Consider the following 24,473-nt stretch of genomic DNA (forward strand, 5'->3'; position numbering starts at 1 on the left):
CCATGGCGATACATCTATATCTTGACGAAGCGCTGACTCAGCAGATTTCCGAGGGGGATTTCAGCCGTCCCGAGGCCGAGAGCTACAACGGCACCGACGGCGACATCAAGGATCGGCAACTCTACGTCGCCAACGAGCAGACGAGCCTCGCCTCGGCCATCGACGCGGCGCAGACCGCCATCCCCCTGGCCGAACCGCGCTTTGCCGACGGCGAACTCATCATCATCGACGGCGAGCAGATGCTCGTCGAAAGCGGCGGCGGCACCGCCAATCTCACCGTGCAGCGGGGCGTGGCCAACACCGCTGCGGCCGCGCACGACGCCGGGACGACCATCTATTCCGGCTACGACTACACCGGGCTGGTGCTCGATCCCATCGACGAAACCGGCACCAACGAATCGGTCTGGTACCGCCTGGCCCTGACCCAGGCCGGTCTCGACACCGCCACCCAGGGCGCACCGCTCCATCTCGGCGACAAGGTCTTCCAGCAGACGCTGTCATTCTGGCGGCGCTGCACCGTGCTCCCGGGCACCCCGGTGCAAAACAAACTCGACATCAAGCTGCGCCTGACCGGCACGGAAAACCCGATTCTCTAAGGAGGCCGCCATGGCATACCACAGTATTCAAGGACTCGCCCACGGTCGGCTCGACCTGCTCAATCAACTGCGGACCTTCCTGGTGACCACCACCGGCTGGACCCTGCACGACGACCAGTCGGCCGACCCGCAGCCGTATTTCGTCTTCAAGTCTCACGGGGAATCCGGGGCCGAGGACATCTATCTGCAGTTCCGTATCAGCACCACCTCTGGGCGGATTCATGTCGCGGCATTCCAGTATTGGGACGCGGCCACCCACACCGGCGTCAACGAGGCTTCGCACACCAGTTACACCTACCTACGGGTGGAGGACAGCGCCGACTTCATCTTCTGGCTGTTCGCCGACCTGGACCACGTCTTCGTGGTCACCAAGCTCGTCTCCACCTACTACGGCCATTACAGCGGATTGCTGAAACGGTTCTGGTCCGGGGCCGTCGCGCTCACGCAGGCGGCGGTCACTGCAGGAAGCGGCGTGGTGCTTCAGGTCAACGACGCCACCGTGGTCACGCCCGGACAGGACTATGTGATCAAGGACGACGCGGGCATCGAACGCGTGCGGGTGAGCGCCATCGACACCGCTGCCACGCCGAACACCATCACCGTCGAAACCCTCGTTCGGGATTACGCCTCGGGAGCCAAGATCGGAGAGGACCCGCAGCCGGTCGTAAACAGCTACTACAACGCGCCGGGTACCTTCTACGCCGTGAACAAGTTCGACGGCTGGACTTCCGCGTCCGGCCAGCAGGGCCGCTGCGGCGCGGCAAATGGCGGGCTCCAGGGCGAAACCGATCCGGAGATGCGTTACGGCACCACCATCCTCTTTCCCTGGCTCGCCTCGATGTCCGGCTCCGCCGTCTACCAGGAACTGCGCGGCGAACTCATCGAGATCTTCTCCGTGGGTGGCGGCAATGTCGCCTCGGAAGACACCATTCAAATCGGAACGGACAGCTACCGCGTGTTCAACCTGACCACCGGCGGCTGGTGCGCGGTGAAGGAGTAACGCCATGGCAACGCATAGCGGAATTCTCAAAACCGTCACCACGATCACCGGCCAGCGTCGTCCGGAAACCCTCTTGTCCATGAACCGTGGTCAGGCGCTCAAGCTCAGCGGGAGGATTCGCCGTGGCCGTGCATAAGGGACAACTGGCATCCATCACCACCCGCAGAGGCATCCGGCGGCCGGAACTGCTCGCCATCGGCGCAGCGCAACCCGGAGCGCTCTTCGAGCTGTTTTCCGGGGCACCGGCCAGGCGCACGGTGATGGTCCGGGCCGACAGCGCAGTACGGGTCGCCCATCGGATCGAACGTCGATCCGACCTCGCGCTTCGCGTGAACAACCGCCTGAACCGGAGCGCTGACCTGTGGCTCGTCGTTCATGGCCGTCTGGGCGTCGATGCCGACGCGGCGGTGCGGGTGACGCGCCCCTGGCTGCGGAGCATCGATACCAGCGTCCGGACATCCGGCTCACACATCAGCCGATCCGACACCGTTCAGCGCATCGCGATCCCGGCCGGACTGCTGGCCGACACGCGCCAGATCCTGTTCGCGGTGCTCATCGATCAAGACCACGAAATTCAGACCTAAAGGAGAACAGCAATGGCACTGGGACTCATCGTTAAAACCGGCCGGATACTGACGGCCAAACTCCTCCTCGGCCAGGCCGTGGACGGCATCACCCACTGCGCCATCGGCGACGGGGATGCCAGCTTTACCGACCCGCAGAATCCGCCCGCGCCGGACATCGGCCAGACCGGGCTCAGAAACGAACGCGCCCGCAAGCGCTACTACAAAAGGACCTTCCTCAAGGAGGACGCCGAAGGGGCGCTCCTGGTCAATGGCGTGCGCTACCTGGAAACTGGCGAGGAGACCAACACCATCGGCGTCTTCTTCCGCTTCGACGAGGCGGAGGCCAACGGCATCACCATCCGCGAATACGGCTTCTTCGGCGGCGACGTGCAGTACACGCAAAGCATCACCGGGGATCTCGCCATGGGCGGCGTGTTCCATCAGGACACCAACCCGACCGGCGAGGTGCTGCGCCCGGGCTACCTGTACGAGGTGAAGAACATTCCCGACTTCAACAAGATTTCCGACACCCGCGTGGAGCTGGTCGGGATCATCAAGATCTAACTGGAGGATTCAAACATGAGCATCTCACGCGAGACATTCGACCCGACCAAGAACTACAAGCGCATCCGTTACCATCAGGATCGCGACCTGCTGGATTCCGAACTCAACGAGCAGCAGGACATCATCAACCTGGAGCGGCGCAAGATCGCCGATATCCTGTTCAAGGAAGGCTCCATCATCATGGGTCTCGAGGTCAGTGCGGCCGCCAACGTCCTGACCCTGGCCCCGGGCGTGGTCTACATCGACGGCCATCTGGAACAGGTGAGCGGCGCGACCCTGACCTATGACCCGGCCACCACCAGCGGGGCCGATTACGTTTACGTGGAGCTGCTGAAGTACAACTACGGCTATACCCAGGACCCGGCCCTGATCAATCCGGCCACCGGCGAGCCCACCGCAGAGCGGGAAAAATGGGTTCTCTCCCTCAAGGCGACGGACACCAGCGGCCAGACGCTGCCCAACAACGTGGCCGAGCGCCGGGTGATACCGATCTACAAGTTCGACCGCGAGAGCGGCGACGTCACGCCCACGGTGCAGGAGAAATCCAACCTCTACCTGCGGGATCTGCTGGGCACGCTGCCGGGCAGCCGGATCACCGTCTCCTCGATCACCGAGGACCAGCTCTCCTTCGCCGCCGCCGAGGGGCTCAACTCACTGATTCAGAACCTGGCCGAGCGCACCTTCGACCAGGCCGGAAGCTATCTGGTGCGGGGCTTCGACACCTTCATCGGCGGCGTCGACGACGACAGTGTGGAGGCGATCACCAACGCCGGACGCGCCTACATCCAGGGCTTCCGGCATCAGCGCGATCTACCCACCTCGACCCTGGTGCCCAAATCCATCGCCACCAAATCGGTGCGCGGCGAGCAGAAGACCTTCGACATCAACAAGCGCCGCTATCCGGTCAACTCCACGCCGCTCAAGGAGACGACCCAGGTGGAGGCCATCGTCGAGATCACCCGCAACGTCACTCGTGGCTCGGTGGGCGGCGGCGAAGACCTGCTCGACCCCAATCCCGTGGTGGACATCCTCGAGGTCAGCCAGGGGGCGACCATCTTCCAGGAGGGCGTGGACTGGCAGCAGTCGGGCAACCATGTCGACTGGCTCGGCTCCGGCAACGAACCGGCCATCGGCACGACCTACACGGTGCGCTGGACCTACACCAAGCAGATGATCAAGGGCACCGACTACGTGGACAGCGGCTGGTTCGGACAGGCCAACCATCCGGCGGCCGGAAACTATTTCTATCTGGTGACCGCCTACAACGCCACCGGCGAGACGGCCTTCAACGCCGCTGCGGTCATTGCCCGGGCCACCGCCGCCGGGGAGATGAACAAGCTCTCCTGGCTGCCGGTCAGCGGCGCAACCGGCTATCGCGTCTACCGGGCCGCCACCAACGGCGCACGCACCGACTACAAGCGCCTGATGGAACTGGGCAGCGAGGCCCTCTCCTACGTCGATGACGGCGTCGAGGAGATCGGCACCGCTTCGCCTCCGGCCACAAACACCGCCGGACTCACCATGTCGCCGGTGCAGCTCGAGCTGGGCAACCTCAACGTGATCAACTTCGGGCGCGGCAGCCTCGGCGACCAGCCGGTGAACGGCTCCAACTGCAGCCTGGACTACGACTATTACCTCGGCCGCCGCGACATCGTTTACGCCACCACCACCGAGATCAAGCGGCTCGAAGGGGCTCCGGCGGATTTCCCGAAGCTGCCCATCGTCCCGGAAAACGCCCTGGGACTGTGCAGCATCGACTGTCCGCCCAACTCCACCGACATGGAGATCCGCAACTTCGGCCTGACACGCATCACCATGGACCAGATCCACGACATCATCCAGGACGTCGAGGATCTGAAGTACAACGATGCCCAGTACCAGATGAACAACGAGCTGCAGAACCGGGACGCCCAGACCAAGAAAGGCATCTACTCGGACGACTTTTCGAACACCGCTCAGTCGGACATCTACCACGCCGAATGGGACGCCCGGGTGAACGAGATCGCCCGCTTTGTCGCGCCGGACCGCATTCCGCACTCCACCGTGCTCTCGGTCGATCAGTCGGGCAGCAGCGCGAGCTTCTTCGGCAGCCTGGCGCTGCTGCCGGGCAACGAGACCGTGCTGGTGGAACAGAACGACTGGTCCGAGGAGCGCAACATCAACCCCTACGCGGTGTTCGACAAGCCCCCGGCCATGCTGCAGATCACGCCCAACCTCGGGCGGCGCGGCCAGACCGGCATCGCCGTCACCGGCATCAACTTCACCCCGAGCAAATCCGGCATCGTGCTGCGCTGCGACGGCCAGGTAATGGCCAGTAACCTGATCAGCGACGAGGCCGGTCGGGTCAGCGCCTCCTTCACCATTCCGACCAACGCCCGCAACGGCAACCGCATCGTGGAGATGGCCGACGGCGTCTACTCGGCCCGGGCCAGCCTGCAGATTAACGATCCGCTGGTCATTACCCGCATCGAGCGCATCATCGAGAACCGCATCATCCGCGTGCCCGTGGTGCAGGTGGTCTGGCGCACCCAGACCATCTTCGTGCCCCGCGATCCGCTGGCCCAAACCTTCAGCTTCACCCAGAACCAGGTGATCTCCAGCATCGGTCTGCAGTTCACCGCCAGGGACCCGAGCATCCCGGTCACGGTGCAGATTCGCGGCGTTACCACCGGTCTGCCCAACGGCGTGGTGTTCGCCGAGAAGGTGCTGGCCCCGAACGAGATCAGCCTGAGCGGCGAGACCCGCATTCGCTTCGACGACCCGTTCTACGCCGAGGCCAACACCAGCTACGCCGTGGTGCTGCTGACCAACAGCACCAACTACAAGGTCCGCACCGCCACCCTTGGCAAGATGGGCCGCTGGGGCATCATCACCCGGCAGACCTACATGGAGGGCGTGCTGCTGGAGAGCTCCAACGCCGAGACCTGGACGCCCCTCAACGGCTCCGACCTGGCGATGAAGATCTACGGCTACAACTTCCAATCCGAGGGGATGATCCGCTTCCAGCCGATCACCGGCGTGCAGTTCTCCGACATCAACCTCGACGAATACTCGGCCATCCCCCAGGGCACCGGTCTCGACTGGGAATACTCCACCGACGGCGGCGTGACCTGGGACGCCATGGTTCCCGCCGAGGAGGAACGGCTGCCTAACCTCGCTACCCGTGTCCAGATCCGCGTGCGCCTGAGCAGCTCGCTTGTCAACGACACCCCGGCCATCAACTTCCGCGACGTCAACCTGGTGGGCTACCTCAACAAGACCACCGGGGCCTACCTGACCCGCGAGAACGAGCTGACCCAGGGCGTGGAATCAACCAAGGCCTATGTGCAGATGCAAATCCCCAGCGGCACCACCCTGCAATGGTTCGCCAGCAACGATGGCGGCCTGACCTGGGAGGCGATGACCATCCAGGACACCCGGCCCATCGACGAGAACTGGACCGAGTACACCCTGGTGCGCACCTTCACCGACAACACCGGCAACAAGGTCCGCTACAAGGCCGAGATGACCGGCACGCCGCTGATCTACCCGCGCATCCATTCGCTGGGCGCGACCCTGAGCTAAGGAGGCACGGCCATGATCGTTCGATGCAAAGGCGGCCTGACCGAGTTCATCCCTTCGCCGCAGGAGAAGCGCGACGGCCTGATCCGCGACCACGCCCTGGGCCTGCTGGAAAATCTGCACCAGCGCCTGGCGCGGCTGGAACGGGCATCAAAGCTCCCGGCCGCCGAAGCGGAGGCCTTCACGGCGCTGCTGGCGCGGATGCGGGCCGACGAGTCGCGCAACCTCGAGCTGCACGCCAGCCTGATCACCTCTGATACCGCCTCCGGCTGACCCGCTCACTGCCACCGCCAACCCAGAAACCCCGGATACGGCCAGCCCGTTCCGGGGTTTCTGCCGCCCGTGCGCCGCCCAATCCGGCCAAGCTCGCAAGTTATTGAAAATGAACGTGTTAAATGTCGTCTTCGGCTGTTCTTCTACTTGATTTGTGTCCGGAAAGAAGCATTCATTCATGGTGTAAGCGGAGGCTAAAAAGCCCTGCCAGACAACGACTTAGAAGCACCATGAACGACGGAGGCACGCATGAACCTGAAAGAGATCCACTACGGGATCGAGATCGAGACCGTAAAACGCACCCGGGAACAGATCGCCTGGGCCATCCACTCGGTGGTGGGCGGCACGGTCCGCCATGTCGGCATCCCCAGCAGCTACGACCCCTGGGAGGTCGAGGACCTGCGCGGCCGCGTCTGGAAGGTGGTGGGGGACGCCTCCCTGACCAGCGTCCCGGCCCATCTGCGGGCCGAGGTGGTCAGCCCGGTGCTCGGCTACGACGACATCCCGCAACTGCAGGAGGTGGTCCGGGCCATCCGCCGCGCCGGAGGCAAGATCAACAGCCAGTGCGGCATCCACATCCATATCGATGCCGCTCCCTTCGACGGCAGGCACCTGGGGAACCTGGCCAAGATCATTTACAAGCAGGAGCCGCTGATCCTCCACGCCCTCGGCATCAGCCGCGACCGGCTCAACCGCTACACCCGGCCAGTCAGCGACGAGCTGATCCAGCGCATCGAACAGCATCGTCCCCGCACCAAGGACCAGCTCAACCGCATCTGGTACGGCTACCACAACCGCCAGCCCCAGCACTACGACAACAGCCGCTACCACGGGGTCAACCTGCACAACGTCTGGTACCGGGGCACGGTGGAGTTCCGCTGGTTCGAGGCGACCCTCCACGCGGGACGGATCAAGGCCTACCTGCAGTTCTGCCTCGCGGTTGCCGCCAAGGCGCTCAATGGGCGGGCCGCCTCCAGCCGCAAGCGGGATTTCGATCCTCAGAGCGCCAAGTACGACTTCCGGGTCTTCCTGCTCCACCTCGGCCTGATCGGCGACGAGTTCAAGACCGCCCGCAAGCATCTGATGGCCAACATGCCCGGCGACGCCGCCTTCAAGAACGGACGGCCCAAACCGGAGGACGTCCTCCCGGACGAAACAACCACCACTCTCACCAACGAGGCCGGGCAAGTTCCCGGCCTCACTGTTTAAGGAGGTGCCCCATGAAGATTCTGATCCGCTCCACCACGCTGGACGGCGAACCGATCCCCGGCAGCGGAGAAACCATCCAGGCCGCTGACTGCCTCGATGTTGTCGAGCTGATGCGCGGCCAGACGCCGTTTACCGCCAGCCGAGCGCCCCGGGACTACATGACCGAGGTGCTCTCCGGCATCGAAGGCGGGCCGACCCAGCCGTTGCCGGAGGACGCCGCCGCTGCGGCCGCCGAGTTTCTCACCCGTCTGGCCCGGCACGGCCTGATCGAGTTTCTTCCCGACGACAAGGCCAGCGATCCCTGGCCGGAGCGATTCCTCGAAGCCCTGGAGACGGTGCGGCTCTCCGGGCGCACCAACATGCTCGATCACCCGGAGGTGACCCGGCTGACCGCCGAGATGGGTTACCCGGAGGTGGCCGAGTGGCTGGCGGACCACCGGCGCGAATACGCGGCCTTCGTCCTCGAAGGGACGAGACCGCTCGGCAAGAACTTCAGCGGCAAGGAGGACCCGGCTCCATGTGCGGACAAGTAGGCATCATCTTCGGCCGCAAGCGCAGACGGCCCGACGAGCGGGATTACCTGCGCGAGGTCTTCATACGCATGCTGCTGCACAGCGAGGAGCGCGGCCCGCACGCCTCCGGTCTGGCCTGGCTCAAGACCGACGGCAGCCACCGCATCTTCAAGCGGCCGATGCGGGCGCACGAGCTGGTCTACGAGAAGCCGTTTCAGGAGCTGCTCGGGCAGGTCGACAACGAGACCACCATCCTCATGGGCCACACCCGTTGGCGCACCCGGGGCAACGAGTTCAACAACCGCAACAACCATCCCATCCGGGCCGGGATCGTCATCGGCACCCACAACGGCACCATCTACAACGCCGATTATCTGTTCCGCCGACTCGGGCTGCCGCGCTACGCCGAAGTGGACAGCGAGCTGATCTTCCGCCTGGCCGACCGTTTCGCGCCCGAAGGCCCCATCGACCAGGAGGGGCTAAAGAAGGCGCTTGCCCTCTGTCGCGGCCAGATGAGCGCCGTGCTGGCCTCGCGGCTCGACCCCGGCACCATCACCGTGTTCAAGGGCAACAAGCCGCTCTGCCTGCGCATCCACCGCCAGCACCGGGTGGTGCTCTACGCCTCGGACGACGCCTTTATCGACTTTGCCGTGAACAACGAGACAAAACCGCAGGACAGCGGTTTTGGACGTGTCGAAGGCACGCCCGAAGGGCGAGCCCCAGGGAAGGGGCGAGTCAACGGCTGGCGCGAGTTGGAGGTGCCGCCCATGACCATGCTCACCATCCGCCACGAGGATGTGCGGGCCATCGAAAACACCGAATTCCGCTTCATACCCCAGGAGCGCAAAGGGACACTGCCCGAAGGAGTGAATGCATGAACATTGGAGACACCGCGAAGCTGAACACAAACCCGGAAGACATTCCCGAGACCATCCTCCGGCTCTTCGTCTATGGCACACTGAAACGGGGCTACTGGAACCATCAATGCTTCTGCGCCCAGGCCCGCAACATCGAACCGGCCGTGGTCTGGGGCAGGCTCTACCACCTCCACGCTGGTTTCCCGGCCCTCGAAGTGCCGGAGGGTCTGATCCTGGCCCGAGGCACCGCCGATCCACTGACCGACGCCCGCAGGCAGCAGAAGATCGGCACGCCTCGCTTCGGCCGCCCGACTGGAGACTGGGACCTGATCCATGGGGAACTGGTGACCTTCACCGATCCGCAACGGGACCTGCCGCCCATCGACCGGCTGGAAGGATTTCGGCCTGGCGGGCACAGCATGTATCAGCGGGTGATGGTGGCGGTGCTATGCGGGCGCACCTCGATTCCCGCCTGGACCTATTGGATGCCCCGTGTTGATAACGGCACCCGGATCGGCACCGGCGTCTGGCATCGAGCGTGATAGAAAATAATCGTCTCAAATCGGCAAAGATCGTTTGACATAGCACTGAGTGCCTTTGTATATTGATGGAGTTTTTTAACCTGGGAGAGGTGCGTCCAGTCTCTCCCGTTTCGCCTCTGGCGGACGTGGCAAACAACCAAAACGCCCGTGGAGCAAGAGAATGAACGAGATGGAAGACCGCTGGTTATCAATAACCGAGATCTGCAAGTACCTCGGGGTCAGCAACGACACCGTTTACAAATGGATCGACAAGCATGGCATGCCCACCCACCGCATGGGTCGTCTTTGGAAGTTCAAGAAAGATGAGGTGGACGAGTGGGTCAAGGCTGGAGGCGCGGCCGAGCCTGTAGAAACCGACAAGAAGCGCAAGGAGTAACGACGGGCCATGAACCATGTGATCCATAACAGCATCGTGAATTTTATCTGGAGCATTGCCGACGATGTGCTGCGCGATGTTTATGTGCGCGGCAAGTACCGTGACGTGATCCTGCCGATGACGGTCATCCGCCGCCTCGATGCGCTCTTGGAGCCGAGCAAGGAAAAAGTCCTCGGCATGAAGAAGCAGCTCGACGGGGCCGGGATCGCCAACCAGCACGCCGCCCTCTGCCAGGCCGCAGGCGAGGCCTTTTACAACGTCTCGCCCTTTACCCTGCGCGACCTGAAGAACCGCGCCAAGCAGCAACAGCTCAAGGCCGATTTCGAGGCTTATCTGGACGGCTTTTCACCCAACGTCCAGGAGATCCTCGACAAGTTCAAGTTTCGCAACCAGATCCCCACGTTGATCGAGGCCGATATCCTCGGCCACCTGATCGAGAAATTCCTCGACGGCCGCGTCAATCTCAGCCCCAAGCCGGTGCGGGACGTGGACGGCAACGAGATTCTTCCGGCGCTCGACAACCACGCCATGGGTACCATCTTCGAGGAGCTGATCCGCCGTTTCAACGAAGAGAACAACGAAGAGGCCGGGGAGCACTTCACGCCCCGCGACGTGGTCAAGCTCATGGCCGACCTGATCTTCCTGCCGGTGGCCGACGATATCGAGTCGGGCACCTACCTTGTCTATGACGGAGCCTGCGGCACCGGCGGAATGCTGACAGTTGCTGAAGAGCGCTTGGCCGAATTGGCCGAAAGCCACGGCAAGGACGTCTCCATTCACCTGTTCGGCCAGGAGGTGCAGCCGGAAACCTACGCCATCGCCAAGGCCGACCTGCTGCTCAAAGGCGAAGGGGCCGAAGCGGAGAACATGAAGTACGGTTCCACGCTCTCCAGCGATGCCTTCCCGTCGCAGGAATTCGACTTCATGCTCTCCAATCCGCCCTACGGCAAGAGCTGGAAGACCGACCTGGAGCGCCTGGGCGGCAAGGGGGACATCAAGGACCCGCGCTTTGTCACTCAGCACGCAAACGACTCGGAATACAAGATGATCACCCGCTCCTCGGACGGGCAGCTCATGTTCCTGGTCAACAAGCTCTCCAAGATGAAGCACAGCACCAAACTCGGCAGCCGCATCGCCGAGGTCCACAACGGCTCGTCGCTCTTCACCGGCGACGCCGGTCAGGGCGAGAGCAACATCCGCCGCTGGATCATCGAGAACGACTGGCTGGAGGCCATCATCGCCCTGCCGGAGAACATGTTCTACAACACCGGCATCGCCACCTACATCTGGGTGCTAACCAACCGCAAGTCTGATACGCGGAAAGGCAAGGTCCAGCTCATCGACGCCAGCGAATGGTACGTGCCGCTGCGCCGCAATCTCGGCAAGAAAAATTGCGAACTCTCCGAAGAGCAGATTCAAACCATTGTCGATCTGGTGGTCAATCCCCGCGAGACCGAAAAATCCAAGATCTTCCCCAACGAGGCCTTCGGCTACTGGAAGGTGATTGTGGAACGGCCACTGCGCCTTGCCGTCGACCTGAGCCCGGCCCGGCTGGAACGGTTCGATCGGGCCTGCGCCCAGGCCAAGGAAGAACCGCTGGCCAAGCTGGCCCGCCGCGTGGCCGAGGCTCTTGGAGCCGGGCCGCACATCGATTTCAACGCCTTCATGGACGTCGCCCATGCCGATGCCGACAAGCACGGTGTCAAGCTCACTGCCAAGCGCAAGAAGCTGCTGCAGGGCGAACTTTGCGACACCCGCGAGGACGCCGCGCCGGTGCTGAAGAAGGTCCACAAGCCGGGTAAGGCCACGCCCGACCCCATCCACGGCCTGTTCGAGGCCGAACTGGGCGGCAAGCCCTGCGTGGTCGAATACGAGCCGGATACCGCCCTGCGCGACAGCGAACAGGTGCCGCTGCTGGAAGACGGCGGCATCGAGGCCTTCTTCCGGCGCGAGGTGCTGCCCTACACCTCGGATGCCTGGATCGACCCGGGCAAGACGCTGGTGGGCTACGAAATCTCCTTCACCCGCCATTTCTACCGGCCCGCGCCCATGCGCACCCTCGATGAGATCAAGGCCGATATCTACGCCCTGGAGCAGGAGACGGAAGGCCTTCTGGAACAGATTGTTGGGGAGGCGGAATGATGAAGCTGGCTCCTTATCCAGAATACAGGGAAACCGGAGAAACATGGTTCAAAAATGTTCCGGCGCACTGGAAAACGTTACCACTGTGTGCCGTTGCTAGAACAAAATCGATCACAAACTGCGTTGATCGTGAACTTTTGTCGGTCTATCTGGATTTGGGTGTCATTCGCTTTTCAGATGTTAAGGAAAAGCGAACAAACGCAACAAGCGAGGATCTATCCAAATACCAAGCCGTTGACCCTGGCGATTTCGTTCTTAATAACCAACAAGCCTGGCGTGGTTCCGTAGGTGTCTCAAAATATTCTGGAATCGTAAGTCCTGCGTATTTAGTCTTGGAGGTTCATTCTGAACTATATCCAGATTATGCCAATGTTCTATTCCGTGACCGAAAAATGGTTAACCAGTACCTGGTTAGTTCGAAAGGGGTTGGTTCAATACAACGAAATCTGTATTGGCCGCATTTAAAACGGGCGACAGTAGCTATACCACCCGTCGATGAGCAGGTTCGTATAGCGAAGGTTGTAAAGTCGAAAGCAGCCCAGATCAACAAATTCATCCGCAACAAGCGGCGGCTCATCGAACTGCTCAAGGAGCAGAAGCAGAACGTCATCAACCAGGCCGTGACCCGGGGGCTTGATCCCAAGGTCAATTTCAAGCCCAGCGGCGTGGAATGGATCGGAGATATTCCGGAGCATTGGGACGCCAGACGGCTCCGCACGCTGGCGGCGGTCAGGGCCAGTGGCGTCGACAAGAACACGAACGAGGACGAAGTCCCGGTCATGCTCTGCAACTACGTGGACGTTTACAAGAACGACCGCATCACCGCCGCCATCGATTTCATGAAGGCCACGGCCACGCCGGAAGAGATTCGCGCTTTTGAGCTGAAAGCGGGTGACGTGATCATCACCAAGGATTCCGAAAGTTGGGACGACATCGCCATTCCCACTTTCGTGCCCGAGACAATTCCGGGCGTCGTTTGTGCCTATCACTTGGCCTTGATCAGACCGTTCTCAGGTGAAATCGAAGGCGAGTTTCTGTTCAGGGCATTCTCTTCCGACCCGGTGGCTGACCAGTTCCGGATTGCCGCTACCGGCGTGACCCGCTTTGGCTTGGCGCAAGGTGCAATCAAGGGGGCGTTCTTCCCGCTCCCGCCGTTGGAGGAACAGCGGGCGATTATTGCTCACATCAATGAGAAGTGCGCCGAGATAAGCCAGGCGATTTCAAGGGCCGAGCGTGAGATCGAGCTGATGCGCGAATACCGCACCCGGCTGATTTCCGATGTGGTCACCGGGCAGGTGGATGTCCGCGGAATCGAGGTGCCGGAGGTTGCCGATGAAGAGCTGCTGGCGCTGGAAGAGGACACCGCCGATGCCGATGACGTGATCGATGATGAGGGGGACATGGATGAAACCGACTGACACCAGCGAAAAGGGCCTGGAATCGATTATCGTCGCCTCCCTTGTGGAGGATGCCGGATACGTTCAGGGTGATCCGCAGGACTACGACCGGGAACACGCTGTCGACCTGGCCAAACTACTGCAATTCCTCGCCGCCACCCAACCAGATACCTATGAGGCTCTCGGCATCGACGAGGAAGGCCCCAAGCGCACCCAGTTTCTGCACCGCCTGCAGGGCGAGATCGCCAAACGCGGCGTGGTAGACGTGCTGCGCGGCGGCATCAAGCACGGCCCGGCCCATGTGGACCTTTTCTACGGCACGCCGACGCCGGGCAACGTGAAGGCGGCCGAACGGTTCGCGGCCAACATCTTCAGCGTCACCCGCCAGCTTCGCTACAGCCGCAACGAGACCGCGCTCTCCCTCGACATGGCCGTGTTCATCAACGGCCTGCCCATCGCCACCTTCGAACTCAAGAACAAACTCACCAAGCAGACGGTGCTCGATGCCGTGCAACAGTACCAGCGCGACCGCGACCCGAAGGAGCTGCTGTTCCAGTTCGGCCGCTGCGCCGTGCATTTTGCCGTGGACGATCACGAGGTGCGTTTCTGTACCCACCTCAAGGGCAAGGGCTCGTGGTTTCTGCCCTTCGACAAGGGCTACAACGATGGCGCGGGCAATCCGCCCAACCCGGCCGGGCTCGCCACCGACTACCTTTGGAAGGAGACCCTCTCCAAGGAGGGTCTGACCGACATCCTGGAAAACTACGCTCAGGTGGTGGAGGAAAAAGACGAGAAGACCGGCAAAAAGAGGTACAAGCAGATATTCCCTCGCTACCACCAGTTGAAGGTGGTGCGCATGCTGCTGGCCAATGCCGCTGAGAGCGGCATCGGCAGGCGCTACCTGATCCAGCACTCGGCGGGCAGCGGCAAAAGTAACTCCATCGCCTGGCTGGCGCACCAGCTTGTGGGGCTGGAACACGAGAGCAAGGCGTTGTTCGACTCGGTGATCGTGGTCACCGACCGACGGGTGCTCGACAAACAGATCCGCGACACCATCAAGCAGTTCGCCCAGGTCTCCGCCACAGTCGGCCATGCCGAACACTCCGGCGACCTACGCAAATTCCTCAAGGCCGGGAAGAAAATCATCATCACCACCGTGCAGAAGTTTCCGTTCATCCTCGACGAGATCGGTGACGAACACCGCAAGAGCAAATTCGCCATCATCATCGACGAGGCCCATTCCAGCCAGGGCGGCAAAACCACCGCTGCCATGAACCGCGTGCTGGAGGAGACCGCGCCCTATGGCGGCTCTGATGACGAGGAGGAAGAGACGGTCGAGGACAAGATCAACAAGATCATGGAAGGCCGGAAGATGGTGACCAACGCCAGCTACTTCGCCTTCACCGCGACCCCCAAGAACAAGACCCTGGAGATCTTCGGCGAGCCGGACCCGCAGCCGGACGGCACCGTGAAGCATCACCCGTTCCACAGCTACACCATGAAGCAGGCCATCCAGGAGGGTTTCATCCTCGATGTGCTGAAGAACTACACCCCGGTGGAGAGCTATTACCGCCTGGCCAAGACCGTGGAGGACGACCCGCTCTTCGACGCCAACAAGGCCCAGAAAAAGCTGCGCCGCTATGTGGAGTCCCACGAGCACGCCATCCGCGAGAAGGCGGAGATTATGGTGGACCATTTCCACGCCCAGGTGATCGGCCACCGCAAGATCGGCGGCCATGCCCGAGCCATGGTCATCACCAATGGTATCGAGCGGGCCATCGAGTATTTCCACGCCTTCAAGGATTATCTCAGGGAGCGCAAGAGCCCGTATGCGCCCATCGTGGCCTTTTCCGGCGAACACGAGTTTGGCGGCAAGAAGGTCACGGAGGCAACGCTGAACGGCTTTCCCAGCAGCCAGATCCCGGACAAGGTTCAGCAGGACCCGTACCGCTTCCTGATCGTCGCCGACAAGTTCCAGACCGGCTACGACGAGCCGCTGCTGCACACCATGTACGTGGACAAGGCGCTCTCCGGCATCAAGGCGGTGCAGACCCTCTCACGGCTCAATCGCGCCCACCCGCAGAAGCACGACACCTTTGTGCTCGATTTCTACAACGACTCGGAGACCATCCAGAAGTCGTTCGAGCCCTATTACCGCACCACCATCCTCAGCGACGAGACCGACCCCAACAAGCTGCACGACCTGAAATCGGATCTGGACGGCTACCAGGTCTATTCGCAGGCGCAAATCGACGAGCTGGTGGGGCTCTACCTGAACGGTGCGGACCGCGACAAGCTCGACCCGATCCTGGACGCCTGCGTGGCCACCTACAACGCCGATCTCGACGAAGATGGCCAGGTGGACTTCAAGGGCAAGGCCAAGGCCTTCGTGCGCACCTACGGCTTCCTGGCCTCGATTCTCCCGTACTCGAATGCCGACTGGGAAAAGCTGTCGATCTTCCTGAACTTCCTGATTCCGAAGCTCCCCGCGCCCAAGGAAGAGGACCTGTCCCGGGGCATCCTGGAGGCCATCGACATGGACAGCTACCGTGTCGAGGTGAAAACCAGCCTGAAGATCGGTCTTCCGGATCAGGATGCCGAAATCGGACCGGTGCCGACCAGCGGAGGTGGCCGCAAACCGGAACCGGAGCTGGACCAACTGAGCAACATCATCAAGGCGTTCAATGACCAGTTCGGCAATATCGAGTGGAAGGACGGCGACAAGATCCGCAAGGTCATCGCCGAGGAGATCCCGGCCAAGGTGGCGGCGGACGCGGCCTACCAGAACGCCATGAAGAACAACGACAAGAAGACCGCCCGGATCGAACACGACGCCGCGCTGCAGCGCGTCATGATCGACCTCTTGTCCGACCACACCGAGCTGTTCAAGCAGTTCAGCGACAACCCGTCGTTCAAGAAATGGCTGGGCGACACCATCTTCGGCGTGACCTATCAGCAACAGGCCGAACAATCCGCAACGGGGGCGAGCCATGGACGTTAAAACGGCCGCCATTCAGGTTTTGCAGCAGGCCGGAACGGAACTGCACGCCAAGGATATCGCCGAGCAGATCATGGCTGCCGGTCTCTGGCAATCCGGAGGGAAAACCCCAGACGCCACTGTCAGCGCCCGGCTCTACTCCGACATCAAGAACAACGGAGACAAGTCACCCTTTGTAAAGGTCGGCCCTCAGACCTTCGCGCTTCGGGATTCCGCTGAAATACCGAGCGGCGCTGAACCGGTTCCTGCGTTCGTCGAGGACACTCCAAAACCGCCTTCTGTAAATGCAGGTTTCTCCTTCACCGATTGCGCTCAGAAGGTGCTCGAGGAGTTCGGTGGCAAGAAGCCGATGCACTACAAGGAAATCACCGAGAAGGCCCTGCAAAAAGGCTGGCTGGTGACAGGCGGCAAAACGCCCGAGGCCACCATGTACGCCCAGGTGATCACCGAGATCAAGCGCCAGCAGAAACGCGGTGAGCGGCCCCGCTTCGTTCAGCACGGTCGTGGCTATGTGGGCCTGAGCCAATGGATGGGGCGCGGCCTGGCATTCCAAATCGAGCAGCACAACCACCAGGTCCGCAAGGTCCTGCGCGAGCGCTTGCTGGCCATGAAGCCCGGTGAGTTCGAGGAGCTCATCTCTCAGTTACTGGCGGAGATGGGTTTCGAGATGGTCGAGGTAACCAAACTCAGCGGCGACGGCGGCATCGATGTCCGGGGCACCTTGGTGGTCGGTGACGTGGTCCGCATCAAGATGGCCGTCCAGGTCAAGAAATGGAAGCTCAAGAACAACATCCAGGCTCCGGTCGTGCAGCAGGTGCGCGGCAGCCTGGGGGCGCACGAGCAAGGCCTGATCATCACCACAAGCGACTTCAGCGCCGGAGCCATCAAGGAAGCCGCCCAGACAGACAAAACCCCCATTGCCCTAATGAACGGGGACCAGCTTGTAATGCTGCTGATGGAACACGGCATCGGCGTCCATCGCTCGACGCCTGATCTTTTTGAAATTGATGAAGAATTCGGAACGGTGATGAAATGACGGTGAAGCACGTTTTTAGAATACAAAAGGGAGATGCATATGGCGGACTCTGAACAAACCACAACGACCCCCGAGGCCATGAGGGATGCGGTGATCAGCATGGCGGTTGAATCCTGGCGCTTTGGCCGGGTGTTCGACCGTCTACTCACGAAGCTCGATGCCGGAGAACAGAACCGATACAAAAGCCAGTTCCGGTGGTTCATCAAAAAGGTCGAAGAGGCTTTGGAGCAGGCGGAACTGAGGATCGTCAACGTCGAGGGGCATCCTTTCGATCCCGGCATGGCCGCCACCCCGTTGAATATCGAAGAATTCGATGCTAAGGATGCCTTGATGGTCGATCAGATGCTCGAGCCGATCATTATGGGGAAAGAAGGTTTGGTTAAGACAGGAACCGTCACTTTGAGGAAGGTGGAACTATGAAAAATTTCGTCGGCATTGACCTGGGCACAACAAACAGCGCGATCTGTTCCTATGACGGTTCCGAAACCCGCATCTGGAAGAGTCCTGAACAGAATGATGTGACGCCATCGGCGATCTATATCGACCGACGCGGCAATAAATACGTGGGCAAGCGAGCCTACGATTCGGCTCCGCACAGCCCGGATAACTCCGCGATGCTGTTCAAACGGCTCATGGGAACGAGCACGCCCGTTCAGCTTTCTGCGGTGAACCTCACAAAGACCCCCGAGGAATGCTCCGCAGAGGTGTTGAAAGTTCTGTTCGGCTACATGCCGGAAGAAATCAGGAATGATCCCGATACCGGAACCGTCATCACCGTTCCTGCGGCGTTTAACCAGATGCAGAAGGACGCCACCATGCAGGCCGCCAGCATGGCAGGTCTCGGCAAGGTCGCGCTTATGCAGGAGCCGGTCGCGGCGGTCATGAGTGTCATGCGTGCCCGCAATACCGACGGCATGTTCCTGATCTATGACTTGGGTGGCGGCACCTTGGATATCGCCATTGCCGAAAGCATTGGTGGGCGGGTCAACCTCCTCGCCCACGGTGGTATCGCCATGTGTGGCGGCCGGGATTTCGACCGCGTCCTTGTCGATAACGTTGTCCGCCCCTGGTTGCTGGAAAACTTCGACCTCCCAGAAGACTTTTCTGTGAATCCGAGCTTCAAGTCGCTGCTTCGCCTGGCCATCTGGGCCACCGAACGCGCCAAAATCGAACTCTCGGCCCGCGAGAATTCGGTCATCAGCCTCTCGGAAACCGAGGCCCGGGTAAGGGATCTCAACGGCAATGAAGTCTATCTCGATATTCCTCTGCAGCGTGAGACCTACGACAAGCTCATTGCCGAACGCGTTAGTGAATCAATCGAGTCTGCCCGGGAAACGCTCAATAAGGCCGGTCTCTCTCCGCACGACCTGGAGCGCATTGTGTTCGTCGGCGGACCGACCAATTACAAACCCCTGCGCGACAAAGTTGCCTTTGAGCTGGGGATTCCGGGGAACACCGATGTAAATCCCATGACGGCCGTGGCCGAAGGGGCGAGCCTGTTTGCGGAATCCATCGATTGGAGCTCCCAGAACCGGTCACGCAAAAACACCCGTGGGCAGATTTCCTCTGGCGGTGGGCTGGCGCTGTCTTTCAACTACATTGCCCGTACACCGGATGTTAAGGCCAAGATCGCTGTTCAATTGGCTGGCCAAGCGGCGTCAGGCTCAGAGTTTCAGGTCGACTGCGTCGATACTGGTTGGACCTCCGGCCGCCTGCCTCTCAAGCATGGCGCAACCATCGACGTCACCCTGACAAAAACCGGTGACAACACCTTCAAGGTATTTGTTTTCGATTCCGTAGGCGGACCCATTGCCCTGGAACAGGACAAGATCGTCATTACCCGAACCGCTGCCTCAGTGGATGCCATTCCAGCCTCTCACTCGGTTGGCATTGAGGTATTGGAGAAACTTGGCGGCCGCCCCGTACTCGACTATCTGGTTCGCTCGGGTGACTCGCTGCCCAAGAAGGGCAAAAAGGTATTCAAGGCCGCTGAGTCGCTCAAATCCGGTGCCTCGGGTTCGCTCAACCTGAAACTTTGGGAAGGCGAAATCGAAGACCCCATTACCGACAACCGCCCCATCGGGGTGTTGAAGATTTCCGGCTCAGATTTCGATGACGGCGTGATTCCCGCCGGTGCCGATCTGGAATGTGAATACGAGATCCTGGACTCCGGCAACATCAACATTGAGGTCTCCGTACCCTGCATCGGCGGCACCTTCCACTCCGGTAAGAACTTCTATTCCCGCCAGGAGGGACAGCTCGACTACACCGCAGCGGCCGTCATGGTTGTCGAGGAAGGCGAAAGAACGCTGAATCGCATCGACGAAATCAACGAGGTGGTGGACAACCCGAAACTGGACCAAGCACGGCAGAAACTTGAATCTGCAGTCTCGCTCGATCCCGATGAAGCGGAAACAGAGAAGTCCCAAGAGGCCATGGAGAAGGTTCTCGAGGCACGGAAACTTCTTGCCCAGGTCCGAAAGGAGCATCTGAAGGAAATCCGGCAGATTGACCTCGACGGCGTCGTGTCCTTCTTTGATGAGTATATCCGCCAACATGCCCGTCCATCCGAGGCGTCGGCTTTTGACAATCTGGCAAAGACTGCACAGCGCTCAATCGACCGAAATGACAAAGACTTCGAGCACCACCTTGATGAGCTGAAAGGCAAAAACTTCGAGATCCTCTGGCGGCAGGATTGGTTCGTGGTCGAGCGGTTCAAATCGATGGTCAACTCGCCCCACCTGTTTGCCGACAAGCACCGTTTCGAGGAGCTCGCCCAGATCGGAACGCAGCTCATGCGCTCCGATGACATAGAAAAACTTCGCGCCGTTGTCGCCCAGCTTTCGATGATTCAGATCGGCGGCGGCCCCGACAACGAGATGTTCGATGTAGCCAACATTATCAGGGGATGATTTATGGCGAAGGACTTATGGCTGCCTAAAGGCTTTGAGTTGCCGGACGGATCGAAAATCCGGTCGCTCCTCCATTCAGGAAACGAATGGCAGATTTTCGATACTAATGGCTCGAACAATATCCTGCTCACGCGTCCGGAACTTGCGCAAAAGTGGGATGAATTCGGCTTCCTCGACGAATCCCTGTTCGGAGATGTCGCTTTCGGGAGTGAATCATTCCGTAGCCTGAGCAGCCATAAGAAGTACACCCTGACGGCGGTTGAGAATGGGAAATCCCCGGAAAGCAAGGTCGATGCACTGGCCTTTGCCTTCGCCCTCAAAGAGTCTCGGAAACTGTCGGAGGATGCCTCCTTCCATGATGCCGTTTATGTCGAGCAGTATTCCAGACTGCTCCCGGCCTGGACACTGACACCTCACGTCGATGATGAAGTTGTCTTGGGAACATGGATCACCGGTGGGGTCGTCATCTCGACGGAATCTTTCCGGCGTTTGACCAGCCTGACCGGCTGGATGCCCGTTGGCGATCTGGCAGAAATTGTAAAAGCTGCCGGGTTTAGCGTACCTGCGGATGCGGGCCTGCTGGCCAAGCGCAAGCCCACCTCTCAGGCCAAGAACGACGCGAAGGCCGCCATTGCCAAGGAGGCTGTAGTCGAACCTGACCAGCCGCAAATGCCTGAAGAACCAGCCGAGGCCAAGGTTTTTAAACTTCCATGACGGCCGCAGCTTGAGGAGTTTTTCAACGAACACGTCATCGACATCATCTTCAATGCCGAGAAATATCAGGCTTTGGGTATCGATTTCCCTTCCGCCATCGTCCTCCACGGGCCGCCGGGCTGTGGAAAGACCTTCGCTGTGGAGCGGCTTGTCGAGTTTATCGATTGGCCCAGCTACTCGATTGATTCCAACAGTGTGGGCAGCCCCTACATTCACGAAACCAGCAAGAAGATCTCCGAGGTTTTTGACAAGGCGATTGATGGTGCTCCGTCCGTTATCGTCATTGATGAGATGGAATCTTTCCTGTCAGACAGGCGCTCTGGCAGTTCGTCCGGCTTGCATCACGTCGAGGAAGTAGCCGAGTTCCTTCGGCGGATTCCGGAAGCCATCAAGAACAAGGTGCTGATTGTCGCCATGACGAACCTGATCGAGATGATCGATCCGGCCATTCTGCGTCGCGGCCGGTTTGACCACATCATCGAGGTTGGCATGCCGTCGAGGGAAGAAGTGGCTTCGCTGGTGGACTCACTCTTGAGCAAGCTGCCGAAAGCTGATGATCTTAACGTGAACAAGATCCTCGATGAGCTTACCGGCAAAGCTCTCTCCGACTCGGCGTTTGTCATACGCGAGGCCGCACGGCTCGCTGCCAAGGCCGGGAAGACAGAGCTCGATCAAACCAGCATTGAGGCAGCGTTGAACAGCCTTCCTAAAGACCAAGAGAAAAAAAGCAGACGCATCGGATTCGTCTGGGATGACAAGTAACCGGAGGGGAGCATGGACCTTTTACAAAATCCTTTTCACATTCTAAATGCCAGCCCCCGCGATAACCGTCGTCGGATAATGGAACTGGCCGATGAACGCAGCCTTCTGCTCGACTCAAGTGAGTGCATGGAGGCGCGTTCGGAGTTGACCAATCCCCGAAAAAGGCTCTCCGCTGAAGTCGCATGGCTGCCAGGCATCGGGCCAAAACGTGTGGGAGAGGTGTTGTCGCTCCTCGAGTCCTCGCCGACGGATTTGCTCGCCGTTGATAAACTGTCGTCAATTGCTCGAGCCAACTTGCTTGCATCCGGCCTCGCTCGTTTGCCAGATCACAATGCCGATGACGTTGCGGAATGGATTCTCGAAATTTCATGGGCATTTGAGGATCTCGACCCTGAAGAACTGAGCGTGATCATCAACGAGGAACGGGTTGTCTCCGGGTTCCCGGAAGTATCGGACCTCTCGGCCGTCGAAGCTGAAATCCAGGAACGGCGGAGGCACTATCGCCAGGTCATCAAGTCGGCCCTCGACAACCTTTCCCCAAAAGAACTCGTGGAGGCAGTCACCATTGCCGTTGAATCCGCGACTGACGATGGGGAGGAGCACGGCCCCATTCTGATAGCCGATCTCATTGATTCGTATGAGGTGGAGGCACAGGGGTTTCTTGACAAGGAAGAAGGGAACATAAGAGCTCTTGTCGAGAAACTGCGGGCAGCCGTCGATGCAGAACGGCCCGATTCCACATTGGCCCCCATGGTGAATCAGCTAATCCAGGTTGTGAAGAACTGGGATACCGTCGCTCAGCCGATACAGGTCAGCACGAAAAGTCGAGGGCTCGATCACGATGCCAGTCACCGCGTTGCCGGTCTGGTTCGTGGCCTGGCGATCCATATGTTCAACGAGCACGGCAAGCTCGATTTCTCGCAGCAACTCACGAACATGCTGCAGGAAGTATTCGCGGAGGTTGGTGAGGTTGCCGAACGCATCGCTGAGGACGCAGATGCACTTGGCGAGATAGCGGAACAGCGGGTCCGTTTGATAGAGGACGCAAAGAACAAAGCTGAAGAATGGCGAAGAGAAATAACCTATGAGGCCGATGTCGGAGCGATCTTCAAAGATAAGCTTCGCATTTCTCCTGAAGGTATCGAGTGGAAGGGCCGCCGCTGGGATCTTGATTCAATTTCGCGGGTACGCTGGGGAGGAACCCGGCATTCGGTTAACGGTATTCCCACCGGAACAACCTACAGCATTATTTTCGGTAACGGCTCCAATTATGCGTCTATCGAGTTAAAGAAAGAGGCAATCTACAGCAACTTTATTGATCGCTTGTGGAGGGCTGTTGGGGTTCGCTTGCTGACGGAGTACCTGGAAGGTCTTCGTGATGGCAAAAAATACCGTTTCGGCTCCGCTGTTATGAGTGATCACGGCATGGAGTTGGAGCGCAAAAGACTCTTTGGCAGCAACGAACGGGTCTTTTGCCGCTGGGGTGAGTTGGTGATCTGGAATGGCGCTGGCGTTTTCTGCATCGGGAAAAAGGAAGACAAAAAGTTGGCAGCGGCCTTTTCCTACCTGGAGGAGGACAACATTCACGTTCTCGAGGCCGCTATCCGGATGTTTTGGAAACGGGGTGGCGATAGGCTGAGCTGCCTTCTGGGAGAATAAGAGCGCATGGATAACAAAGACAACAAACGCGGATTCTCAGGTCTCAGTGATCTGACATCGGATACCGGGACTCTCCCTCAGTCTCAGCCTCGTCAAACCAGTCCACAGCCATCAGCACCACAAAAGCCGGTGTTCGCCTTGCTGGAGCTGACAAAGTGGCCAACTCTTCCGGCTCCATGGTCGAGCGTCGATGCTGGCGAGACCTGGGTCTGGGGGGATTTCTTCCTGACTTTTCAGAAGAAGCCGAAGACCGTTCTTGACCTCACCATGGAAATGCAGGGGAAGAAGGCCGAGTACCGGGGGATGACCTATCACTACGCCATGTCGGTTTTCTACCGTATCGATAGGAATCCACACGGACCATCGCACCGGCCGATCATGACCATTGCCCTCGAGCAGGCCGATATGGGCATGCTGGCCAAAATGCTCGGCAGCGAAGCTGGCGAGCTCCTTCAAGCCGAGGGTGGCAGCAAAATGGGACCGCTGATGATTGGTCTCTTCACCGGCGAGACACGATTGAACCTTGGTGATTATGAAGGCGATACAAGCTCGCAGGCGGTCAAGCGGAGGTTTTTCGAGATCCTGGGTCGACAGTTAGGAGTAAGTGGCCAGCCAAAGATGATAGGCGACCTGGCGCAGGCGCACGGACATCCGGAAACGGGACTGCCCACCAAAAAGAAAAACTCTGGATGTGCCCCGGTGATTCTTTTGTGCATTGGCATTGGCGGCTTGGGCGCTTGGGGGCTGACGTTCATATGAGGGAGCTCGGCATGGCGGTTATGCGAAGCCCATATATT

General features: G+C 60.1%; 22 protein-coding genes. All 22 read left to right on the plus strand.

Going from position 1 to position 24,473, the window contains the following annotated elements; genetic code table 11:
* Positions 1-2: 2 nt before the first annotated feature.
* The 22 genes from MPHASIOC01_RS14910 (at position 3) to MPHASIOC01_RS15015 (ending at position 24,435) form a co-directional block, all read left to right on the plus strand.
* Positions 3-596, plus strand: coding sequence for a hypothetical protein (locus MPHASIOC01_RS14910; protein ID WP_353612837.1), 594 nt, complete (start codon positions 3-5; stop codon positions 594-596).
* 10 nt (positions 597-606) lie between these two features.
* A complete protein-coding gene (locus MPHASIOC01_RS14915) occupies positions 607-1,596 on the plus strand; it encodes a hypothetical protein (RefSeq protein ID WP_353612838.1) in 990 nt (329 codons plus the stop codon).
* A 4-nt stretch (positions 1,597-1,600) separates the two neighbouring features.
* Positions 1,601-1,732 (plus strand): hypothetical protein, encoded by a 132-nt coding sequence (locus tag MPHASIOC01_RS14920; RefSeq protein ID WP_353612839.1) that lies wholly within the window; start codon positions 1,601-1,603, stop codon positions 1,730-1,732.
* The gene (locus MPHASIOC01_RS14925) at positions 1,719-2,180 is read left to right on the plus strand and encodes a hypothetical protein (RefSeq protein WP_353612840.1); all 462 of its coding nucleotides are present in this window, start codon (positions 1,719-1,721) and stop codon (positions 2,178-2,180) included. The genes MPHASIOC01_RS14920 and MPHASIOC01_RS14925 overlap by 14 nt, the downstream gene beginning before the upstream one ends.
* 12 nt (positions 2,181-2,192) lie before the next feature.
* Complete coding sequence (locus tag MPHASIOC01_RS14930) at positions 2,193-2,726, plus strand: hypothetical protein (protein ID WP_353612841.1); 534 nt, start codon at positions 2,193-2,195, stop codon at positions 2,724-2,726.
* 15 nt (positions 2,727-2,741) lie between these two features.
* Positions 2,742-6,290: a DUF4815 domain-containing protein gene (locus MPHASIOC01_RS14935; protein ID WP_353612842.1), complete on the plus strand. Its 3,549-nt coding sequence runs from the start codon at positions 2,742-2,744 to the stop codon at positions 6,288-6,290.
* A 12-nt stretch (positions 6,291-6,302) separates the two neighbouring features.
* On the plus strand, positions 6,303-6,560 hold the full coding sequence (locus MPHASIOC01_RS14940) for a VrlD (RefSeq protein ID WP_353612843.1): 258 nt from the start codon (positions 6,303-6,305) through the stop codon (positions 6,558-6,560).
* 249 nt (positions 6,561-6,809) lie between these two features.
* Positions 6,810-7,769 carry an amidoligase family protein gene (locus tag MPHASIOC01_RS14945; protein WP_097010731.1) on the plus strand — a complete coding sequence of 320 codons (960 nt, stop codon included), beginning with the start codon at positions 6,810-6,812 and terminating at the stop codon, positions 7,767-7,769.
* An 11-nt stretch (positions 7,770-7,780) separates the two neighbouring features.
* On the plus strand, positions 7,781-8,302 hold the full coding sequence (locus tag MPHASIOC01_RS14950; RefSeq protein WP_353612844.1) for a DUF5049 domain-containing protein: 522 nt from the start codon (positions 7,781-7,783) through the stop codon (positions 8,300-8,302).
* Positions 8,287-9,159 (plus strand): glucosamine 6-phosphate synthetase, encoded by an 873-nt coding sequence (locus tag MPHASIOC01_RS14955; protein WP_353612845.1) that lies wholly within the window; start codon positions 8,287-8,289, stop codon positions 9,157-9,159. The genes MPHASIOC01_RS14950 and MPHASIOC01_RS14955 overlap by 16 nt, the downstream gene beginning before the upstream one ends.
* Positions 9,156-9,680: a gamma-glutamylcyclotransferase family protein gene (locus MPHASIOC01_RS14960; protein WP_353612846.1), complete on the plus strand. Its 525-nt coding sequence runs from the start codon at positions 9,156-9,158 to the stop codon at positions 9,678-9,680. Before MPHASIOC01_RS14955 ends, MPHASIOC01_RS14960 begins: the two co-directional genes overlap by 4 nt.
* Before the next feature lie 160 nt (positions 9,681-9,840).
* A complete protein-coding gene (locus tag MPHASIOC01_RS14965) occupies positions 9,841-10,056 on the plus strand; it encodes a helix-turn-helix domain-containing protein (protein WP_353612847.1) in 216 nt (71 codons plus the stop codon).
* Positions 10,057-10,065: 9 nt separating this feature from the next.
* Entirely contained in the window at positions 10,066-12,198 is a 2,133-nt protein-coding gene (locus tag MPHASIOC01_RS14970; protein ID WP_353612848.1) for a class I SAM-dependent DNA methyltransferase, read from the plus strand.
* On the plus strand, positions 12,195-13,616 hold the full coding sequence (locus MPHASIOC01_RS14975; protein ID WP_353612849.1) for a hypothetical protein: 1,422 nt from the start codon (positions 12,195-12,197) through the stop codon (positions 13,614-13,616). Before MPHASIOC01_RS14970 ends, MPHASIOC01_RS14975 begins: the two co-directional genes overlap by 4 nt.
* Entirely contained in the window at positions 13,603-16,596 is a 2,994-nt protein-coding gene (locus MPHASIOC01_RS14980; RefSeq protein WP_353612850.1) for a type I restriction endonuclease subunit R, read from the plus strand. The genes MPHASIOC01_RS14975 and MPHASIOC01_RS14980 overlap by 14 nt, the downstream gene beginning before the upstream one ends.
* On the plus strand, positions 16,586-17,629 hold the full coding sequence (locus MPHASIOC01_RS14985; protein ID WP_353612851.1) for an HTH domain-containing protein: 1,044 nt from the start codon (positions 16,586-16,588) through the stop codon (positions 17,627-17,629). The genes MPHASIOC01_RS14980 and MPHASIOC01_RS14985 overlap by 11 nt, the downstream gene beginning before the upstream one ends.
* 39 nt (positions 17,630-17,668) lie before the next feature.
* A complete protein-coding gene (locus MPHASIOC01_RS14990; protein WP_353612852.1) occupies positions 17,669-18,049 on the plus strand; it encodes a hypothetical protein in 381 nt (126 codons plus the stop codon).
* Positions 18,046-20,541 (plus strand): Hsp70 family protein, encoded by a 2,496-nt coding sequence (locus tag MPHASIOC01_RS14995; RefSeq protein ID WP_353612853.1) that lies wholly within the window; start codon positions 18,046-18,048, stop codon positions 20,539-20,541. The genes MPHASIOC01_RS14990 and MPHASIOC01_RS14995 overlap by 4 nt, the downstream gene beginning before the upstream one ends.
* 3 nt (positions 20,542-20,544) lie before the next feature.
* A complete protein-coding gene (locus MPHASIOC01_RS15000; protein ID WP_353612854.1) occupies positions 20,545-21,255 on the plus strand; it encodes a hypothetical protein in 711 nt (236 codons plus the stop codon).
* Between the two features lie 72 nt (positions 21,256-21,327).
* Entirely contained in the window at positions 21,328-22,017 is a 690-nt protein-coding gene (locus MPHASIOC01_RS15005; RefSeq protein ID WP_353612855.1) for an ATP-binding protein, read from the plus strand.
* A 12-nt stretch (positions 22,018-22,029) separates the two neighbouring features.
* A complete protein-coding gene (locus MPHASIOC01_RS15010; protein WP_353612856.1) occupies positions 22,030-23,676 on the plus strand; it encodes a hypothetical protein in 1,647 nt (548 codons plus the stop codon).
* Positions 23,677-23,682: 6 nt separating this feature from the next.
* Entirely contained in the window at positions 23,683-24,435 is a 753-nt protein-coding gene (locus MPHASIOC01_RS15015) for a hypothetical protein (RefSeq protein ID WP_353612857.1), read from the plus strand.
* Positions 24,436-24,473 lie beyond the last annotated feature (38 nt).

The organism is Mangrovibacter phragmitis (genome assembly GCF_040429585.1).
Lineage (GTDB): Bacteria > Pseudomonadota > Gammaproteobacteria > Enterobacterales > Enterobacteriaceae > Mangrovibacter > Mangrovibacter phragmitis.

Coding starts and splice junctions, on each gene's coding strand:
- MPHASIOC01_RS14910 (WP_353612837.1), top strand. CDS start 3: ATGGCGATACATCTATATCTTGACGAAGCGCTGACTCAGCAGATTTCC.
- MPHASIOC01_RS14915 (WP_353612838.1), top strand. CDS start 607: ATGGCATACCACAGTATTCAAGGACTCGCCCACGGTCGGCTCGACCTG.
- MPHASIOC01_RS14920 (WP_353612839.1), top strand. CDS start 1,601: ATGGCAACGCATAGCGGAATTCTCAAAACCGTCACCACGATCACCGGC.
- MPHASIOC01_RS14930 (WP_353612841.1), top strand. CDS start 2,193: ATGGCACTGGGACTCATCGTTAAAACCGGCCGGATACTGACGGCCAAA.
- MPHASIOC01_RS14935 (WP_353612842.1), top strand. CDS start 2,742: ATGAGCATCTCACGCGAGACATTCGACCCGACCAAGAACTACAAGCGC.
- MPHASIOC01_RS14940 (WP_353612843.1), top strand. CDS start 6,303: ATGATCGTTCGATGCAAAGGCGGCCTGACCGAGTTCATCCCTTCGCCG.
- MPHASIOC01_RS14945 (WP_097010731.1), top strand. CDS start 6,810: ATGAACCTGAAAGAGATCCACTACGGGATCGAGATCGAGACCGTAAAA.
- MPHASIOC01_RS14950 (WP_353612844.1), top strand. CDS start 7,781: ATGAAGATTCTGATCCGCTCCACCACGCTGGACGGCGAACCGATCCCC.
- MPHASIOC01_RS14955 (WP_353612845.1), top strand. CDS start 8,287: ATGTGCGGACAAGTAGGCATCATCTTCGGCCGCAAGCGCAGACGGCCC.
- MPHASIOC01_RS14960 (WP_353612846.1), top strand. CDS start 9,156: ATGAACATTGGAGACACCGCGAAGCTGAACACAAACCCGGAAGACATT.
- MPHASIOC01_RS14965 (WP_353612847.1), top strand. CDS start 9,841: ATGAACGAGATGGAAGACCGCTGGTTATCAATAACCGAGATCTGCAAG.
- MPHASIOC01_RS14970 (WP_353612848.1), top strand. CDS start 10,066: ATGAACCATGTGATCCATAACAGCATCGTGAATTTTATCTGGAGCATT.
- MPHASIOC01_RS14975 (WP_353612849.1), top strand. CDS start 12,195: ATGATGAAGCTGGCTCCTTATCCAGAATACAGGGAAACCGGAGAAACA.
- MPHASIOC01_RS14980 (WP_353612850.1), top strand. CDS start 13,603: ATGAAACCGACTGACACCAGCGAAAAGGGCCTGGAATCGATTATCGTC.
- MPHASIOC01_RS14985 (WP_353612851.1), top strand. CDS start 16,586: ATGGACGTTAAAACGGCCGCCATTCAGGTTTTGCAGCAGGCCGGAACG.
- MPHASIOC01_RS14990 (WP_353612852.1), top strand. CDS start 17,669: ATGGCGGACTCTGAACAAACCACAACGACCCCCGAGGCCATGAGGGAT.
- MPHASIOC01_RS14995 (WP_353612853.1), top strand. CDS start 18,046: ATGAAAAATTTCGTCGGCATTGACCTGGGCACAACAAACAGCGCGATC.
- MPHASIOC01_RS15000 (WP_353612854.1), top strand. CDS start 20,545: ATGGCGAAGGACTTATGGCTGCCTAAAGGCTTTGAGTTGCCGGACGGA.
- MPHASIOC01_RS15010 (WP_353612856.1), top strand. CDS start 22,030: ATGGACCTTTTACAAAATCCTTTTCACATTCTAAATGCCAGCCCCCGC.
- MPHASIOC01_RS15015 (WP_353612857.1), top strand. CDS start 23,683: ATGGATAACAAAGACAACAAACGCGGATTCTCAGGTCTCAGTGATCTG.